The 18,218-nt window shown below is 43.8% G+C and carries 16 protein-coding genes; 12 read left to right on the top strand and 4 right to left on the bottom strand.

What is annotated here, in order from left to right:
- The first annotated feature begins 1 nt into the window (after position 1).
- Together HV157_RS25635 and HV157_RS25640 are read left to right on the top strand one after the other, a co-directional pair.
- The gene (locus tag HV157_RS25635) at positions 2-688 is read left to right on the top strand and encodes a response regulator (protein ID WP_020882404.1); all 687 of its coding nucleotides are present in this window, start codon (positions 2-4) and stop codon (positions 686-688) included.
- Positions 685-1,887: an ATP-binding protein gene (locus HV157_RS25640; RefSeq protein ID WP_086532427.1), complete on the top strand. Its 1,203-nt coding sequence runs from the start codon at positions 685-687 to the stop codon at positions 1,885-1,887. Before HV157_RS25635 ends, HV157_RS25640 begins: the two co-directional genes overlap by 4 nt.
- A 247-nt stretch (positions 1,888-2,134) precedes the next feature.
- Here the strand turns inward: HV157_RS25640 and HV157_RS25645 are convergent, their stop codons facing one another.
- Positions 2,135-3,025, bottom strand: coding sequence for a GNAT family N-acetyltransferase (locus HV157_RS25645; protein WP_182378588.1), 891 nt, complete (start codon positions 3,023-3,025; stop codon positions 2,135-2,137).
- A gap of 248 nt (positions 3,026-3,273) precedes the next feature.
- Between HV157_RS25645 and HV157_RS25650 the strand changes: the two genes are divergently transcribed.
- From HV157_RS25650 to HV157_RS25695, 10 genes are all read left to right on the top strand, one after another.
- Positions 3,274-3,621: a MerR family transcriptional regulator gene (locus HV157_RS25650; RefSeq protein ID WP_025203954.1), complete on the top strand. Its 348-nt coding sequence runs from the start codon at positions 3,274-3,276 to the stop codon at positions 3,619-3,621.
- Between the two features lie 34 nt (positions 3,622-3,655).
- Positions 3,656-4,411, top strand: a complete 756-nt coding sequence (locus HV157_RS25655) for a glucose 1-dehydrogenase (protein WP_220471080.1) — start codon at positions 3,656-3,658, stop codon at positions 4,409-4,411.
- Between the two features lie 136 nt (positions 4,412-4,547).
- Positions 4,548-5,288: an FAD-dependent oxidoreductase gene (locus HV157_RS25660; RefSeq protein ID WP_249420803.1), complete on the top strand. Its 741-nt coding sequence runs from the start codon at positions 4,548-4,550 to the stop codon at positions 5,286-5,288.
- Positions 5,289-5,402: 114 nt separating this feature from the next.
- Complete coding sequence (locus HV157_RS25665) at positions 5,403-6,245, top strand: TnsA endonuclease N-terminal domain-containing protein (RefSeq protein WP_182268699.1); 843 nt, start codon at positions 5,403-5,405, stop codon at positions 6,243-6,245.
- The gene (locus HV157_RS25670; RefSeq protein WP_182268700.1) at positions 6,232-8,355 is read left to right on the top strand and encodes a transposase; all 2,124 of its coding nucleotides are present in this window, start codon (positions 6,232-6,234) and stop codon (positions 8,353-8,355) included. Before HV157_RS25665 ends, HV157_RS25670 begins: the two co-directional genes overlap by 14 nt.
- Complete coding sequence (locus tag HV157_RS25675) at positions 8,355-9,803, top strand: ATP-binding protein (protein WP_001049180.1); 1,449 nt, start codon at positions 8,355-8,357, stop codon at positions 9,801-9,803. Before HV157_RS25670 ends, HV157_RS25675 begins: the two co-directional genes overlap by 1 nt.
- 40 nt (positions 9,804-9,843) lie before the next feature.
- A complete protein-coding gene (locus tag HV157_RS25680) occupies positions 9,844-11,400 on the top strand; it encodes a TnsD family Tn7-like transposition protein (RefSeq protein WP_164954902.1) in 1,557 nt (518 codons plus the stop codon).
- An 11-nt stretch (positions 11,401-11,411) separates the two neighbouring features.
- Entirely contained in the window at positions 11,412-12,338 is a 927-nt protein-coding gene (locus HV157_RS25685; RefSeq protein ID WP_032231523.1) for a hypothetical protein, read from the top strand.
- Between the two features lie 352 nt (positions 12,339-12,690).
- Positions 12,691-12,990 carry a helix-turn-helix transcriptional regulator gene (locus HV157_RS25690; RefSeq protein WP_001097216.1) on the top strand — a complete coding sequence of 100 codons (300 nt, stop codon included), beginning with the start codon at positions 12,691-12,693 and terminating at the stop codon, positions 12,988-12,990.
- Between the two features lie 563 nt (positions 12,991-13,553).
- Positions 13,554-15,380: an AAA family ATPase gene (locus HV157_RS25695; RefSeq protein WP_001549800.1), complete on the top strand. Its 1,827-nt coding sequence runs from the start codon at positions 13,554-13,556 to the stop codon at positions 15,378-15,380.
- Positions 15,381-15,548: 168 nt separating this feature from the next.
- Here the strand turns inward: HV157_RS25695 and HV157_RS25700 are convergent, their stop codons facing one another.
- The 3 genes from HV157_RS25700 to silS all read right to left on the bottom strand — a co-directional run bounded on the left by HV157_RS25700 (position 15,549) and on the right by silS (position 18,204).
- A complete protein-coding gene (locus HV157_RS25700; RefSeq protein WP_001549799.1) occupies positions 15,549-15,899 on the bottom strand; it encodes a DUF305 domain-containing protein in 351 nt (116 codons plus the stop codon).
- Positions 15,900-16,046: 147 nt separating this feature from the next.
- Positions 16,047-16,478 (bottom strand): silver-binding protein SilE, encoded by a 432-nt coding sequence (silE, locus tag HV157_RS25705; RefSeq protein WP_000790485.1) that lies wholly within the window; start codon positions 16,476-16,478, stop codon positions 16,047-16,049.
- A 244-nt stretch (positions 16,479-16,722) separates the two neighbouring features.
- Positions 16,723-18,204: a copper/silver sensor histidine kinase SilS gene (gene silS, locus HV157_RS25710; RefSeq protein WP_000555733.1), complete on the bottom strand. Its 1,482-nt coding sequence runs from the start codon at positions 18,202-18,204 to the stop codon at positions 16,723-16,725.
- Between the last annotated feature and the right edge of the window lie 14 nt (positions 18,205-18,218).

Consider the following 18,218-nt stretch of genomic DNA (forward strand, 5'->3'; position numbering starts at 1 on the left):
TGTGAAACGTGTTTTAATTATTGAAGACGATTTGGATGCCGCGAATGTGCTTGAGGCTTACCTTAAGCGCGATCAGTTTCAGACCTCTTCGGCCAGCAGTGGTAACCGGGGGCTCGAACTGGCATTCAGCTGGAAGCCCGACATTATTTTACTGGATGTGATGTTACCCGGCATGAGCGGGAACGATGTTCTGCTGGCCCTGCGCCGGCGCAGTGACATTCCCGTGATTATGATCACCGCCATCCGCGACGGCAGCGACAAAATCAGTGCCCTGCGATTTGGCGCGGATGACTATGTGGTGAAGCCCTATAACCCGGGTGAGGTGGTCGCCAGAGTCCATGCTGTACTCCGTCGTTATTCCGGCGAGCGCAGCAGCACGCTTATTGAGTACCGGGGACTGCAGGCAGATACAGAGTCCATGACGGTAAGCGTTGAGAGCGAGAACGGGCAACGGACAGCGCTGGATTTAACGCCGACGGAACTGCTGCTGCTGATGACATTTCTTAAGTCACCGAATAAGGCTTTCACCCGTCAGGCGCTTCTTGAAGCGTGTCTCCCAGAAAGTGAAGCCCTGGAGCGCGTTGTGGACACGCATATCTATAACTTGCGAAAAAAACTCGAGTCAGCGGGGCAGACTGATTTGCTGATAAACGTAAGAGGGATCGGTTACCGATTTGCAAATGCATGAAAAAGTTTACGTTATCTCCACGAGGCGAACCGAGTACGCTGTGGAACTGGATATGCAAGCGGCTGATATCTCTGGCAGTCGGAAGTATTATTCTTATCGCCTTTTTTATGTGGGTGCGATTTTTTGTTGAAAACAAATGGCACGCCTATCGGATGCCAGAGGCCGTCAGGGCTGAACTCTCAGTTCTGAGCAAGCACCCTGAACAGAACATCAACCGCTATCATGAAATTATCGACACCTGGTATGGGCTGTCCTACTCAGATCCGACGATGGGGATTAAGGACTGGGTGATTCTTGGCATCCTGGTTCTGATATTCATACCGATTATTTTTATGCTTACGCTGAAAACAGCGCGACCCATTTCCCATCATATTAGCCGGCTTGCCGGTGCGGCACGGTCTGTTGCTGAAGGCGGGTTTGGGACCCGCGTGCCCGTGCCGGACAATCTGCCGCTTGAATTGCGTAGCCTCAGCGAGAACTTTAACGGGATGTCGATGCAGCTGGAACGCTACGAGAAAGATTTGAAAAAATCGCATGTGATCATGGCACATGAATTGCGCTCGCCGCTGACGGCTGCCATTGGTCGCCTGCAGGGCATTATGGATGGCGTATTTGAACCCAGTCAGGCCCAGTTGAACATGATTATGCAGCAGATGAATGATTTAAACAGACTGGTTGACGATCTGCATCTGTTAAAACTGGCTGATGCCAACCAGCTGAATTTGAGCCTGGTATCAACCAGCCTGGACCAGATAATCCGTGAGAAAGTGGCATGGACGATGCCTTCAGCCCAAAGGGTGGGAGTGAACATTATCTACCATGAGGGGGAATCTGTGACCTGTCGGGTTGATCCGTACCGGATAGGCCAGGTCTTTTTGATCCTGATGGACAATGCGCTGCGTTACGCTGCGGAAGGGGGCATCCTGGATATTCGTTATCATGTCAGCGATAAAAAGATATCCGTTATTTTCCGCGACAACGGTCCGGCAGTCCCGGACGCACTGCTTGAAACCATATTTTCACCGTTTGTGCGTGAGGAGCAGTCCCGTTCACGACATACCGGTGGATCCGGGCTTGGGCTCTCTATTGCCCGAGCGATATGCGAGGCGCATCGCGGTACTGTCTTTGCAGAACGGAATGCCAGCGGAGGGCTATCGTTCACGATGACGATACCGCTAAGCGAAAAGGAACAGCATTGACGGTTCCTTAACAAAGGGTGAACTGAATCTTGTAAAAATTGAGTTTAAATACATGGTAAACGGGGGTTTACCATGTCACCTGAATTACTTCTCTCTCTGCTTTCTGCCTTTCGTAAAATGGTACGATGTGGATGTTTTTTACTGTACATCGCACCGGTGATTGTCATATTTCAGATTATCATTATTATTTTATTGGATGCGCCGAAAGGAGATAAATAATTGTTGAGGGCAGGGCGGCGAATACAGTTCAAAGAACCAGTGATTTACCTGTAGGCCGGGTTTCGGCCCAAAGCAGTTTATAGTCCCATTTTTTATCGTACAATCCGATTGAAAATTGCATTGCCTTATTTTCATTGCGACACACTTCTCGTGCATCAACAATATTTTTCCACATGAGCAGACTTCCTGGGCTGAATGCGGTGATCGACGGGTCAATCCCTCCGTTAGGAACATCAAAATACAGGCTTTTTTCACTACGGGCACACAGTACGAGATCTATCGCAACGGGGGCACCTTCAAAGAAAAGTACATTGCCGGTGACCATATGTGGCAGGGCGGTTAACAGTTCAGTGATATTTTTCCTGTTATAGCATCTGACGCTGTCAGCAAAACGCAGCCTGAAAAGATGCACGTAAATATCAGCAATATCCGCCGGTGACATCTCTCTGAGCGGGATGCATTCTCCGCCCGTAGCCAGCATTTTTTTTAACTCGCCATTTCTTTTTTTCACCGTTTTACCTGAGAAAGACGTTTTAATCAGGCAAACCTTACGTTTTTCACGAAAAGCATAAGTGGCATTTATTATATTCCCACGCAGCGATGAAGACAGCCGGTTTGTTTTTACTGGCAGAACGATTTTTTGATCGGCAGCCATGGGGATAATAATTTCATCATAAGATACCGGGTAATCGCGCCAGACATTCAGGCCGAAGGTATTTTCATCACTGGTAAAGTACGCTGCGGTGACCTCGCCATCGCGTTGGTAATGCCAGAATGCGAAATCTTTTTCCTTCTTCTGCATAAAGAAATTGATAATGTCGGGGTGAGTATTAACACTGCCGCCGTACTTATAATAAGCCGCCTGGTAATGCGTGAAGTTTGAACGTTCCCATCCAAAAAGCGAATGTCTGAAGCCCATTATTGTTTCTCCTTGCAATCTCATCAGAGGGCGCTGTCAGCGCCGGGCAGTTCTGTCTGAACAGGCTGATTATCCCGACCGTTAATCAATAAACGGTCAAGGCAAAATCAAGATTGCTGCAATCTTCGTTGGTGGAGTTAATTTTGCCTGTCACAGGAAATATCTGCTTACATTTCAGCTAACGCTATGCTCTTTACATTGACACTAGTGTCAATGTTGTAGAGTGCATCTATGACGAGGAGAAAGGTATGCGACCATCTGAACTGGCGGCGCTCACTGGCGTCAGCACCCGAGTGCTAAGACATTATGAAGCTAAAGGACTGATTGTTTCTCAGCGGTTGGACAACGGTTATCGGAATTACGACGCGAAAGACGTTGAGAAAGTGAGATGGATAACCTCGCTTTTAAAATGTGGATTCAGTACCCGACAGATTGCAGAGCTGGAAAAGTTTTCTCAGGTAAGCGACATGGATGATGCGCGGTTTATCCAGTGTCTGGCGCAGCACAGAGAAAAACTTCGGGCTCTGGACACGCTTATCGAATTACTTAATGAACGCAGAAATACACTTGCCACGCGTATTCACGCCTACGAGTGATCGCTCTGTCTGAGCAGTAATAACAGGAAACATCATCATGAAACAGTTAGACAATAAAGTCGCGTTAATTACCGGTGGCAGTAGCGGTATCGGGCTGGCCACGGCCAAACGGTTTATTGAAGAAGGTGCAAAGGTGATTATCACTGGCAGGAATGCAGAAACCCTGCAGCAGGCGATGAATGAGCTCGGTGACGATAATGCACTGTCAATACAACACGATAACGGTGACATACGAAGCCATGAAAACCTCTTTCGCATTATTAACGAAAAGTACGGCAAGCTGGATGTGATGTTTGCAAATGCTGGCGTTATTGTGCTTTCCGATTTCCCGGTCTCCACCGAAGATGATTTTAATACCCAGTTTGATATCAACGTAAAAGGGACATTTTTCGCCGTGCAACAGGCCCTCCCGTTAATGTCCGACGGTGGCTCGATAATATTAACGTCCTCCATTGCGCATTATAAAGGGTTCGATGGACACACTATCTATGCCGCCTCAAAAGCCGCGCTGCGATCTTTTGCCCGCAGCTGGACGACCGACCTTAAAGGCCGTGGGATCCGCGTGAATTGTCTGAGCCCAGGACCCGTCGCCACACCGATTATCAGTAAAATGGGCGTTTCCCAGAGCGATCGCGAGGTTTTTGACGCCAGCATCGCAAGTCGTATTCCGTTAGGTCGATTAGGCAAGCCTGACGAGGTTGCCGCGGCAGCGCTGTTTCTTGCATCGGATGAAAGCAGTTTTATTTCGGGTATCGACCTGTCTGTCGATGGCGGGATGGGGCAAATTTAGCGGCGCGCGCAGCGCTGATAAAAAAACATCAAATTTGATTAAAGCACATCAATTTTGCTAGAGCAGGCAGGTTTGACTTTCACTACTCTTGGTGCGGTAACGACATTTTCATCATCCGCTGTTAACAGGTATCGCTATGAAAAAACGTATTATTATTGCCGGTTCGGGTTTTGCAGGTATGTGGGCCGCCATTTCAGCAGCAAGGCTGGTACATATGGAAAAGGCAAATGATCGGATTGAGATTTTTTTGGTTTCTCCGGAACCCGCATTAACCATTCGTCCAAGATTGTATGAAGCCGTACTTGAAAATATGGCACCCTCTATTCTGCATGTTCTTAAGGCTGCGGGTGTGCACTATATTGCCGGTTATGTCACCGATATTGACGCAGAAAATAAAACTATCTCGGTAAAAAAAGAGAGTGGCGAAACCTCGGTTAATTTTGACAGTTTTGTACTGGCCACCGGAAGCCAGGCATTTCACCCAGAACTGCCGGGGATCACGGAATACAGTTTTGATGTGAACTCATTGAATGCTGCTCATGAACTGGAGCAACACCTCATGTCGTTAGCTTCAGAGCCTTATTCTCCCGCACGAAATACTGTTGTTGTCGCCGGTGGGGGCCTGACCGGGCTTGAGACCGCCACTGAAATGCCGGAACGCCTCAGAGACCTCTTGGGTTCGGAGCACCATTTGCAGGTTATTATTGTGGACAGTTCGAACAAAATTGGTCAGGCGATGGGCGAGGATGCCTGTGAGATCATCAATCAGGCGCTGGCCAGTAATGGCGTGACTGTACGAACGGGCGTCAGAGTGCGCGCAATCAACGCTGAGGTGTCCGAGGACAATAAAGTTGTACACAAAGCACTAAAGTTGTAACCATTCTCAAAAAACGACGCTAATGTTGTATACTTACTGAATGTGTGGTTATAGGGTTGGAGACTATAAAATGCACATATAGGTACGTATCAATGTCGTTTTTAGGGTACGATCATGGCTAGGGGTAGGCGTCTCAAATCCTATTTGGATTATGAAAATGCGCTAGGTGACGGCATAGGAGTGGGCTATGGCCAAAGTTATCAGCCCTGGCTTAGAGCTCAGGACGTTAAATCCCGTGGAAACCGTTCGATAGTCTTTGGCCTTAAGACGTTTCGAAACCATCATCTCCTTTCTTCTGTCGAAAGTAACTTTTTCTATCTGGCTGAGTTTAATGACTCGGTGATTGATATCCGGGAACAATTCCCACTCTTTCCTCTCCGGCTTACCCAACAAATAGCAAATCATCTACATTTTCAACATCCTATGGTGAGGGGAGTAAGAGGAGTACCTGTCGAAGTTCTGAATGTTATGACAACCGATTTTTTACTGACCTTGAGAACTCCTGAAGGCGGACTTCGATACAAAGCTATAGCAGTAAAACATAACGAGAGCATACCTGAACGCGAAGCCCAAAAACTTGAAATAGAGAGGATGTTTTGGCAGTTGATTGATGTTGAGTTTCAAATTTATGTTGGCTCGGAACTCAATAACGTCGTCGGTAAAAACATTTGCTGGGCTACTTCTGTATTAAGAGATGGTTCTGAATTTTATGATAAATATCCTCTTGATAAAATCCTATGGAAGCTTAAACCAGATGTTTATCCCATAGTAGGACTACGTGCAATGATTTCATCAACCTTTGGGGTAGATGCACAAGAAGCGATGATGTTATTGCAGGCAATGATTGGATTAAAAATGATAAATGTTGATTTATCATATCCAATACTCGAAACCGGTCTGATAAAGATAATTTCCAATGACCACTATATAGGACTGAACGCAAATGGATATTATTAGGAATTCAGTCTGGCTCTCTCAAGGCACTGATTTGCTTGCAGAGGGACTTTACCGTGTTTTGGATTTTGACAGAAAGGTCGATTTGTTAATTTTGTTTAAAATAAAATCAGAAAGAACGGGTAAGCCAATCCCTTTCTCATTTTCAATGTTTAAATATTATATTGAATCAAATAGCATAACTTGTAAAGATTATATATATCCTTCATATATGTTAGTAGATGAGAAAGAAATAACAGATAAAGACAGAGGAAGGCGAGATGAAAATTACAATATCATTAAAGATCTTGTAGATGACAGAATGTTTCTGTTCGACTATGCATTACATAAAAAGTCGCACCTTTTAATGGATTACTCCAGAAATAAAAAAATATCACAATATACTATCAGAACGCTTCTGGCGTTGTATTGGCGACATGGGCAGGATATTTATGCATTGCTACCCGCATTCTCGAACTGTGGCGCCGCTGGGAAAAGTAGAATCAAACATGAAATTAAACTTGGGAATTCCAAAAAAAACAGAGCATTACCTAATGAACGATCACGTGTTTTCATTCTTAATGAAAGAGATATAAATAATATTAGAAAATCTCTCATTACGTATCATTATAAAGTTAACGGAGATACGATAAAGAAAACATTAGAGAGACATATTGATTTGTATTTTAGGGATGAAATTAAAACAGCAAACCTAGAAAATAGAGCTCCATATGTTCCTTCTTTAAAACAATTTTCATACTGGAATAAAAAACTCTTCACTAAAGATTTCTCGATAAATAAGAAGAACACGAAAAAAGAAATAGACCTCAAAATGCGGGCGCTTTTAGGTAGTGTGGCTAATACAACTGTTTTGCCGGGTGATGTTTTCGAAATAGACTCAACTGTCGCTGATGTACATCTTATTTCGAGTTTAAACAGACGAAAAGTCATTGGGCGTCCTACTATTTATACAGTGGTGGATCGTGCAACAAGAATGATTGTTGGCCTTCATGTTTCTTTATACCATGCTTCATGGCGAGCCGCCCGACAAGCGTTAGCAAATTGCTTTATGCCAAAAAAAGAATATTGTAGATTATTTGGAATCTCTATTACTGATGATGATTGGCCTTGTTCTCACATTCCATTAACATTGATGTGTGACAACGGGGAGATGATTGGTCTTAAACCTCAGGAAGAGATGACCCCCCTGACAAAACTTGAGTTTGCGCCAGTCGGTAGAGGCGACAGAAAAAGCATTGTTGAACGCTGTTTCGGCATTCTGAATGATGAGGTTATTCATAGGCTTATTGGAACAACACGAAGGGGAAAGATTGTTAAAGGAGAGCCAACACCGCAATCTAGGGCTTGTTTAACGATTCAGGAGGTCACGTCTTTACTGATTCAGGAGATACTTGCACATAATCAGAGAACGTATGAGGAACTGGCTTATATCAATCCCTTACTGATTGAAAATGATCTCGTAATATCACCAAAAAATAGTTGGATGATAAGCTTAAAGCACGGGAGATTCAGCGCAAGAGCCGTTGGGGCCGACGAAGTGATCGCACGATTGTTAATCCCTGTGAACGCTAACATTACCGCCGGTGGGATTCAGTACAATAATCTTTTTTATGAATGTGATCCTGAAATTGCATCAGGTGTCAGAGTATTTGGAAGAACCACTTGTGAAGCAAGAATAGATGACAATTGCGTAGATTATATATATGTAAGATTTGACAAAAATAGCATTTTCAAAAAACATTACCTACTTAAGAAAAGAGATGTATTTAAAGGGAAAGCTCATCTTGATACAGATGTAATGGCTGATTGGGTAGATACTCAAAAAGAAATTAATTTATTTACTCTGGATTCGCTCAGCAATATCAATAATAAAGATGAATTTAACAGGAAAGGTAACGAAAGATTAAATGAAATATACGAATCTCGCCGGGTACATGGTAAAGATATTAAAAAGAACAGGAAAAATGAACTTGATTCATTAGGGCGAACTCATGTTGCTAATGGAAGATCTGAACCCCTACTTCCTTCATCCAGTAATGTTCTGCTTTTGCCTGGCCGGGAGGAGAAACAAAGATGGTTAAAAGGTAAGAAGAAGACTGAGGACGCAGAATAATGAACCTTATACGGCGCGTTTCAGCGATATATAAAGAACAGGAGTTACCTGAGTATCGTGGCAATCCCTTAATTGAAGCACTTCCTGAAGCGCTTACGGAAGATGAAGTACTTCTGGAAATGAGTTATTTCCCCGAAATTGACGAAAAAATCCGCTGGACTGCCCCGGCGAATGTTAGAGAGCAGTATGTCGAACGTATAAAGAAATTCCGTTGCCCTCAAACCAATCTTATCCAGGCTTATAAGATGATCTTACGGGCACTTAGGGAAAGCTATGCAGCTCGTAATCCTTTAAAAAGCGGAACAATTCAATATCTTCATTACTATGGAAATGAGCGTCCTGATATTGAGCCAGAAAGTGGATATTTTAAATCCCAGGCTGAAACTATTACGATAGTTGGAATGAGTGGTTCTGGAAAAACTACCATGATTGAGCAAGTCATGGATCATTTCCCTCAGATTATAGAACACAGCAGCTATAAAGGAGTTTTTCCCGGCTTCAGTAAGCAAATTGTATGGGTAAAGATTAATTGTCCATACAATTCAAGTGTGAGAGACCTTTGTGAAGAGATTTTACAAAAATTAGATGATGCAATTGGTATTGAACGAACTACACCTGAGATTAGAAATGGTGCTCTGGCTCGCCAGATTGCACAAAGAATTAAATCATCATTTTTGGGTATCCTTGTTATTGATGAAATGCAGAGGCTTAAATTTTCAAGAACCGGGGGTGAGAGTAAGTTGATTGATTTTTTACATGAAATTGTAGATTCCATGGGGGTATCTATGGTTTTTTGTGGAAATCATCCTTTTGACGAGACGCTGACAAAGAAAATGAGAATTGCCAGGCGGGCAGAGTCTGGTGGTTACATGAAAATTAAGAATGTTAGATACGATTCACAAGACTGGCAATCGTTTATTCATTATTTATGGCCATTACAATGGACAAATGTTGAAACTCCATTAAATGATGAGTTAAACGAAAAATTATTCATTTTATCTAAAGGCAATATTGGATTGGCTCAGATGATTTATCGGGGGGCACAATTAAAGGTTATCGGTAGCGGTAATGAAATCATCACTGGCGCAGTCTTGTCGGCCTCTGTACCGGTACTCGTGAGTCATACGGAGGAATATAAGGATACTCCACTCCCGGGGGCCGCGACTGAAGATGAGGAAGCTAAATGGCTCTCTGCATCTAATGAGGGTGATGCTTCGGCTAAAATCATGGCAGAGAAGTCCCTAAAGTCTTTGATCCCTGGGGATATAGACAGGCCACAGCACAAGGAATTCGTAGGAAAAATAGACGAGGTTTTGCGCAATTTCGACGAGAAAATACTGTCTCTTGACCACGATCTTGTTATCAACAGAACAGCTGAAAAGAAAAATACCTACGATGCTCTTCAGCGTTGCGGGCTTATAAATATAGATCCACTTAATAAATTGTAATGAGGTAACAGTTCGTAACGGTCAAAGAGAGGTGTGGGAAATGAGAATGTTGCCTGTTTTGCCTGATGAATCCTTGTTCAGCCGGTTTTGTCGGACAACTACCGTGTACGGTATGTCCCCATCTTCTCTGTTAACGATCATTTCCAACAAACCTGATATGAACGTCCATCCAATTCTCAATTCAGGATTAAAGGCTATTTCTCTTCATACATCCGAAAGTGCAGATCAGCTCTGGCATGAACAGACTTTACTCCCTCTTTTTGCCTGGGCACTACCAATCAGTCGTAATGAAATTATGGATTTCAACACGACCCCTGCCAGGCTTAATCGATTGTGCCGCCTTAGTAATTTTTCACTAGGGCAGCGCACACTATTGAAGTTTTGCCCGGTTTGCGCTCGTGAAGATACTTTTCATTATGGTGTTACTTATTGGCATCTGGCGCATCAGCTTCATGGGGTTACAACCTGCCATCGGCATCCGGTAGCGCTTGAAAGCATCCATGTCCCTTCTTCACCGCACATACGTATTGGACTGATGCCTCCTGTTTCGTATACAGAACAACTTAGCAATGAGATAGACTTCGATTTTGCTAAGTTTTGTTATGAGTCCCTAAATATAATCAGAAGAAAAGATATTACACACCCCAATTACATGGATGTACTTAAAAAGTTGAATTTATTATCATTGGATGGAAATTTAAAGAAAAATGTATTCTACGCACATGTTTATGCTAAGTGCCAGTTATTTGGGGAGGGTTCATCGGGACTTATACCAACATCCCTAACTGATTATCATTACTGGGAGCCTATACTCAAAGACAAATGTTGTCAGCATCCCACAAAGCATCTTTTGCTTTGTTATTGTTTGTTAAATACTTGCTGGCCAACGTATGCAGGAAGTCGTACTAATAAAAAGAAAGAAATCTTTAAAAGTCATAAGAAATACAGTTTTCATATAGTTGAAAATAATACTAGTGTTAGCAACCTTGGGAAGGAATTTAGTCGCAGCAGATGTTACATTAAAACACTTATTTATAAAAAATACCTGAGGGCGTTTAAGCGAAACACAAAAATTAATATATTCACTGAATTGCTTATCAAGTCTATGGCTGTAAGGGGGTTTAGTCTGGCATCCATAGCTGAGAAAAACTCATTATCGGAAGGAGCTGTATCCTCTGTAATTTCATCTTGTTACGGTTTATGCTCATGGCGTAAAAAATGTAAAAAAGATTCTTTAAGACGGCGTCATAAGCAGAAAATATTAAGATTTATACATAATCAATCCGTTTCTATAACACGAAAGTTAGTCAAAGAAAGTTGTTATGCAAGTTTCTATTGGCTAAATAAACATGAATGTGACTGGCTTAATTCCTGTCTTCCTAAAACAATACGATGCTATAAAAATAAAAGAGTAGACTGGAGCGAGAGAGATATTATCTCATCATCATTAATAAATGATGTTTTATCTCAGGGGCAGTACTCGATGTCACTTACAAGTCTAGATGCTTTACTGGGAGGGCATGGCTGGCTTTTGAAATACAGAGATAAACTACCAATGACAATGATACTTCTCAGAAAAATGGAACTAATTAAATAAGAGGGAGTTATATGGTTTACGAAAATGAATTGTGGCACAGTTTTCTTCTGCGTTCACAGATAATGTATAACTTATCCAATTGCAGGAACATAATATCAAAGCATGGCGCACTAAGGTACGATGCCTTTCCTCGTTTCGAACTGATTGATATGTACAAATTGCATAGCTTGCAGGATATATATGACATTCTTGCCACTAGAAATGGTTATATACTAACTTCCAATATAGTGTCGTTATCTTCTGGTGTTTACGGGTATTTTAACGCTGTTGAAGATGCCTGTCGGAAAAATTTTCACATAACTAATTCATATCCATTGGTAAACATCTCAAACATTCGTTACTGTCACAAATGTATTGTTGAAGATATACACTCTAAAGGCATTGGTTATCTGCGTCATAGATGGTTGTTTGAATCTAAATGTGCAGTTCATAGTACCAGTTTATATGAGGTTTGTTTTGATAACTATTTGAATGCAGTGAAAGGACTTAGTGACTTAATTATAAGTGGAATAAATCCTCATGGTTATTGTTCCCTTGTGGTTGACGTTTCAAACCCTTTCAAAAATCCAGTGTATATATTACCATGTGCACGTAATAAAATTTTAAAATGGATTTCGGACAATAAAAATATGCTGATTTACTTTCTCTTTGATCTCTTCAAATGTAAGTCGCATTCAAGTTTATCTAAGGTTATCGAAGTCAAGATAATGCATGATAGATATATTTCTGCGGTGTTCAAGATGTTAAGTGAAGTTAATTTTTGTAATTTCAACTCATTTATTTCTGATATTTTTGAGGACGTAAGTTATGCCTCTATCGGACTTGATAATTATTCTGTTAATGTGCATTTTCTCAGGCTAAGGGCTGCAGATTGTAAATTTTGCCAGTTGAATGGTAAATATTTTTGCTCACTTTACAATGTAAAACTTCTTCGCTAATTTCACTTCATTTATAAAATACTAAGAAAGCTAGTTAGATAAGGTTTTATATTTTGACTGGGGCAGGAATAAATTATCACTCATAGAGTTTCCCTGGGGGTTACCACCTGTGTATGATGCCGGTTAGCAACAACGTCTAAAAGACCTGCGATCACGTGGGTCCCTCTCCAGCAAAGGGGCAAGGGGTGCTATATAACGGTGTACTGCTTACCCAATACGGCCTTGTATTTGAAAGATGCCGCATCTTGGCAAGATTCGTACTACAGCCTATAGTCTGTTAATGAGCATTACAGCCTATATGCTGTAAATCCCTGCGTTATGCTTGTTAACCCGTCGATACGGAAGGTCACTTATGAACACTCAATACGCTTTGAAGACTTTGAATCAGTTACGTCCTGTTTTAATCGGCTTTCGCAAAGCCAATGGACTGACGCAAAAAGATGTTTCTGAACGTTTGGGTATAACACAGCAAACTTATGCCCGACTAGAGGCCAACCCTGCAAGTGCGGGTTTTGAGCGTTTGTTTAGGGTGTTCAGCGTCCTTGGAGTGGAGATCGTACTTTCATCCAGGGAACCATTGTCAGATGCAAAGCCCGAATACGGAGCTATGCACAATTATTCTTCACTTCCAGCCAGGCGGGAGAAATGGTGACGCCTGGCGCTTCCCGGTCTAATTTTTCTTCAACAAGATTAACCCCTTAGCGGCCTGAAGTATCAGGTTGCGATAGAGCCTTTCATTTCTTCTGTTATGTTAAATACACCATTTTGAGCTATTTCGCTCGGCCTTAAATTATCTCTTCATTCTTCAGTGAAAATTTTATGTCGATCACATTATCGATGAATTTAGGAAATAATCCGTAAATGAAAATCTATCTTCTTTTAAATTCATCAGTGTCAGTAGCAAATATTACGCATAAAAGAATGGTTATTATTATCATTTAAATTATAAAGCTCATGAGTCAATTCCAAAAAATATAATAAGCATTGAAATCATTACCCGTGATTCTGGAGTTTTAACTTTGCCATGTAACCAACCACAAGTTCGTTTCCGGTGTTTTGAGGGGCAGTAAAGTTCTGAAAGCGCGACCAGATCATAATCCCGAAATGTCGTTAAGATATTCTGAATAACGGTTATCCCTGCTTGTTGGCAGGCATTTGAAAATATATTTTGTATTCAGGTTGCAGCAAAACGCTTTCTTACACACAGGACTTCATATGCGGCTCAGAAAATTAAAACTGAAAAACTTCAGAGGCTACAGAAACTCTACTGAAATCATTATTGATGAAAGCATGACGGGTATTGTCGGTCGTAATGACTTTGGGAAATCAACGCTTCTGGAAGCGCTGGCTATTTTTTTTGAAACAGAAGGAATGAAGGCTGACAAGAATGACATGAACTGTTTCAGCCTAAGAGAAGGGGACGGCCGTTTTGAAATAGCCTGTGAATTTGATGACCTGCCCGATTTTATCATGATCGACGACAGGGTGCAGACCACGCTCGCCTCAGAACATCTGCTGAATGAGGACGGCAATTTTGAAATCGTCAAAACGTTTAAAGCAACGACCTCAGGAAAACCGGAGCAGACCTGCATCCGCTGCATCCACCCGGATGAGGAGCCCCTGAGAAATTTACTGGGCATGAAAATTTCTGAGCTCAAGGCGGTGGGAAAAGAAGTTGAAAAAAATGTGGCGGATAAACGCACTGCATCGTTATGGCGTCAGGCCATCAGGGAAGCCGCAGCCCCCTATACCTGTTCGGAAATTATGCTGGATGTCGATAAAGAGTTCGGAACCGACACAAAATCATTATGGGGTAAGATCCTCGATTTGCTGCCCACGTATGCGATTTTCAAAGCCGACAGGGAAAGCAGCGACGGGGATTCCGAAGCTAAAAACCCCTTACAGCAGGCCGTAAAAGACGCTCAGGCTGCGCTGCAGGACAAAATTACAGCGCTGGAAAATGAGATTCAGGACAGCGCCCTGGATGTCGCACAGAGAACGCTGGATAAATTACGTGAAATGGCCCCCGAACTCGCCAGTGAACTGACTCCACGATTTAAGGAGAAACCCAAGTGGACCTTCAATTTCACCCTGGACGGGGAAAATGGCATCCCCATCAATAAGCGCGGCAGCGGGATAAGGAGGCTTATCCTGTTGAATTTTTTTCGGGCTGAGGCTGAAAAGAATGTCGCGGGGACGCCCAGAAATGTGATTTATGCCATAGAGGAGCCTGAAACGTCACAGCATCCGAACTATCAGATGATGCTGATGAAAGCGTTACTGGCACTGGCAGGCCAGCCGCACCGTCAGATTATCGTCACCACCCATGTCCCGGCGCTGGCCGGATTAATCCCTGTCGAAGGCGTACGTTATGTTACCCGAAATGAGGCGGGTGAACCCGTAGTAAAAATGCCGGATGACGCAGTGCTGAAGGAAGCCACTGAAAGCCTGGGGGTGCTGCCAGAGACCGGTATGGAAAGGGCGCAGGGGATTGTTCTGGTAGAGGGAAAGTCGGATGTTACTTTCCTGAGGCATGCGGCCAGTTCATTAAAACAGTCAGGTGCGCTGCCAGCCTCTCTGGAGGACGTGAAAATAGTGCCAGTCCTCATAGGAGGGTGTGGTAGCGTCAAACACTGGGTTACATTGAATCTGGCCAAAGATCTGGGGCTTCCCTGGTGCGTATTTCTGGACTCCGATATTGGGGGAGACCCTGCACAGGTTCTGTCCATCCAGAAGCGTAAAAAAGAAGTAGAGGAGGCCGGTAAGGTATTTTTCGCTACGCGCAAACGTGAGATAGAAAACTATCTGTGCCCGGATCTTATCGAGGAAATTACTGGTGTAGCCGTCACGTTTACGGACACCTGTGACGCTAAAAAAATAATCGGCCGGGCTGTGGGAATGAAACCCGATAATGTACTAGATAAATTCTGGCCTCAGATGACATCAGAAAGAATCATCTCAAGATCAACCTATCATGACGGAACGCAGGAGAGAAGCGAGCTGGTTGAGATCCTGAGCGACATTGTATCCATGACGAGATAATGTATTAAAAAAGCATCTCAGGTGCATATATTCCGGTCCTCAACAAAGGACCGGAGTACAGAGTAGTAAAAACCCGCAATTAATCGGGTTTGAATTATATAAAGATTAACCGACTCCCGCGCCCAGGAACGATGTAAAATCACGCTTGTCGTGACATTTCTACAATGTTTACTTTTGACTATCAAGCCATTTATTCATCTGCTCAATTTCACCTTTTTGAGCTTTAATGATGTCCTGCGCGAGCTTTCTCATTTTCGGATCTTTTCCGTATTTGAGCTCGGTCTCAGCCATTGCTATTGCCCCTTCATGGTGCGCTACCATGCCTTTCGCAAAAGCCTTGTCGGGATCGGGCTCATTTACGGCAGCCATCATTTTGTCATGCATGTCTTTCATGCCAGCCATATATTCCTGTGACGAAGCCGAGGTAGACATATCAGTCATTTTCATTTCTGAATGTTCTGCTGAAATCGCTGGCAGGGATAACATTAATACTGCAAATAAAGTGTTTCTGGCTTTCATAAAAAATATCCTTTTAGCGTTGATGCCCGTTAACTGTAGCAGAATCTGATAAAAATGCCCCCTGTAGGGGGCAAAGATGTTGCCATATATCCGGTTACGGAAAAATCTATCAAGGAAATAAGGACAGCACAGATACTTCCCTCGCCGTCAGCCTGCACTGAGCATGCGACGATGCGCTTCGGCCATGGCCTGATGTGGGCCAGACTGACCGTTATTCATAAATTCATGGGCAACTGCAGCTCTTTCATGCTCATTCATTGCCGCTAATGACTTCGACGGCCCGGTAGGGGAAACGGTCTGACTTCCCATCATCCTCTGATGACTTTCCACCATTTTCTGGTGCGCATCCGCCGACCCGTTCGTCATGGTTTCATGAGCAATAATGGCCTGTTCATGCTGGTCCATACCGGCCATACGAGGTGCAGTCCCCTGGATCCCGACAGGAGCCGCAGCAGACTGCATCTGGTGAGCAGGTGCCTGTGCATTGTTGACCCGCTCATGGATATTCACGGTTTCAGTGGCCCAGGCCGAAGAAATTAAGCCAAAGCCCAGCAAGGATGCTAATACGATATTTTTCATGATAACTCTCCATTTCTTAATTAGTGATGTCCGGGGGAGTACAACCGGTGTTTTCAGTTCCATAACTGAAACAGGTTCGGAAGTGTTTATTTCTCCGGGAGGGGACTGGATATTCATTTCCTGGCGTCCACTGACGCCGGATATTGATAAAGCAATCCAGCCTTCCTGATAAGTTGCACTAATTATATCGAATGGCTTCTGTTTGCTGCATGACAGGCTAATGACATCTTTGTCATTTAAATCTTTATTCCCAGCACTGGGTGTCCGGAATCATTTTCTCCAGTCTGGGCACGGATAAGATAAAACGCGTTGAGTGTACGTCCGATTCCACCTGCACTCTTCCGTGATGTGCTTCCACGATTGACTTCACAATCGCAAGGCCGATGCCGCTGCCTTCTCCTTTTCGTTGTCTGGACGGATCCACCCGATAAAAACGGTCAAACAACCTTGATAAATGCTCTTCAGGGATTGGTTTCCCTGGATTTTCAATCACAAGGTCAAAAAAGCTCTCCTGCTCTCTTATTGAGACGGTGATTGCCTGTCCCTCTGGGGTATAACGCAGGGCGTTGGATAACAGATTATTGATCGCTCTTCTGAACATTTGTGGATCTCCCTCAACCAGGCAGGGCATCCCGTTAAATTTGAGCATAATATTGCGTTCTTCGGCCCAGGCTTCGAAAAACTCGAAGACTTTCATGACTTCTGCTCTGAGGTCAAACCGAACCCTGTCAGGTATCAGCTGATTATTGTCCGCCTGTGCCAGGAACAGCATGTCGCTGACCATTTTGGTCATCCGGTTATACTCTTCAAGGCTGGAATAGAGGACATCCTCAAGTTCCTTCTGCGTTCGATCCTGACTCAGAGCGATTTCAGTCTGCGTCACCAGATTGGTGATGGGTGTTCTGATCTCGTGCGCGATATCGGCAGAGAAATTGGCCTGGCGGGTAAAAACATCCTCAATCTTTCCAATCATATGATTGAACGAGATAACCAGCTGCTCCAGCTCAATGGGAACGCGTGTCGGTTCCAGCCGCGCATCAAGATTCTCGGAGGTGATGTTTTTAATGGCATTGCTGACATTACGAAGGGGCAGGTGCCCCTGACGGACAGCAATGCGAATGATCAGAACAATCAGCAGGCTTATCACGACGGCAATCGCAATCAGATTTTTTTTCAGCGCATCGAGGTAATGGAGATGGAAATTAATGGAGAGGCCAGTCAGCATGACATAGTTCTGCTGTTTGCCCTGAAATGTCGCCTGGCCAGAGGAGGCGATAATCCGGTACGTTTCCATCTTCATTCCGGACCCGGTATCCATCGCTCTCGCAGTATCCTCCACCGTCCAGAGAAAGACATCCCGTGCGCGGCTGTGCTCGCTAAAATCGGCTGAATTCACGGCCGGGCGTAGTGCTGCCCCCTGCGCAGAGCTGTACAGCACCTCACCCCGGGGATTGAGGAGCAAAAGGGCAACGTTGCGGTAGCTGGCGATCGATTCCTTTATTTTGCTTACTTTTTTTTCATCCGGATCTGCCGGGGACTGGAGTATACGGCTCAGTGTGGTGCTGATTTGTTGCAGATCGCTGACATCCTGCTCGGCAAAATGCTTTTCAACAGAATGCAGCATAAACCAGGTGAAGGCGATAAACGCCAGTATTGTGGACAGGCTGATAAAAAAGGTCAGCCGCAGAGCGAGTGAGAAAGGTCGTCTGGACGGTTTGCTATGCATCCGGGATCTCCAGC

This window comes from Enterobacter sp. RHBSTW-00318 (assembly GCF_014101375.1).
In the GTDB taxonomy this organism is placed as follows: domain Bacteria; phylum Pseudomonadota; class Gammaproteobacteria; order Enterobacterales; family Enterobacteriaceae; genus Enterobacter; species Enterobacter ludwigii.

Excerpts from the sequence above, each read along its gene's own strand:
- HV157_RS25685 (WP_032231523.1), top strand. The coding sequence starts at position 11,412 with ATGGTTTACGAAAATGAATTGTGGCACAGTTTTCTTCTGCGTTCACAG.
- HV157_RS25695 (WP_001549800.1), top strand. The coding sequence starts at position 13,554 with ATGCGGCTCAGAAAATTAAAACTGAAAAACTTCAGAGGCTACAGAAAC.
- silS (WP_000555733.1), bottom strand. The coding sequence starts at position 18,204 with ATGCATAGCAAACCGTCCAGACGACCTTTCTCACTCGCTCTGCGGCTG.
- HV157_RS25645 (WP_182378588.1), bottom strand. The coding sequence starts at position 3,025 with ATGGGCTTCAGACATTCGCTTTTTGGATGGGAACGTTCAAACTTCACG.
- HV157_RS25680 (WP_164954902.1), top strand. The coding sequence starts at position 9,844 with ATGAGAATGTTGCCTGTTTTGCCTGATGAATCCTTGTTCAGCCGGTTT.
- HV157_RS25665 (WP_182268699.1), top strand. The coding sequence starts at position 5,403 with ATGGCTAGGGGTAGGCGTCTCAAATCCTATTTGGATTATGAAAATGCG.
- HV157_RS25640 (WP_086532427.1), top strand. The coding sequence starts at position 685 with ATGAAAAAGTTTACGTTATCTCCACGAGGCGAACCGAGTACGCTGTGG.
- silE (WP_000790485.1), bottom strand. The coding sequence starts at position 16,478 with ATGAAAAATATCGTATTAGCATCCTTGCTGGGCTTTGGCTTAATTTCT.
- HV157_RS25670 (WP_182268700.1), top strand. The coding sequence starts at position 6,232 with ATGGATATTATTAGGAATTCAGTCTGGCTCTCTCAAGGCACTGATTTG.
- HV157_RS25660 (WP_249420803.1), top strand. The coding sequence starts at position 4,548 with ATGAAAAAACGTATTATTATTGCCGGTTCGGGTTTTGCAGGTATGTGG.
- HV157_RS25700 (WP_001549799.1), bottom strand. The coding sequence starts at position 15,899 with ATGAAAGCCAGAAACACTTTATTTGCAGTATTAATGTTATCCCTGCCA.
- HV157_RS25675 (WP_001049180.1), top strand. The coding sequence starts at position 8,355 with ATGAACCTTATACGGCGCGTTTCAGCGATATATAAAGAACAGGAGTTA.
- HV157_RS25650 (WP_025203954.1), top strand. The coding sequence starts at position 3,274 with ATGCGACCATCTGAACTGGCGGCGCTCACTGGCGTCAGCACCCGAGTG.
- HV157_RS25690 (WP_001097216.1), top strand. The coding sequence starts at position 12,691 with ATGAACACTCAATACGCTTTGAAGACTTTGAATCAGTTACGTCCTGTT.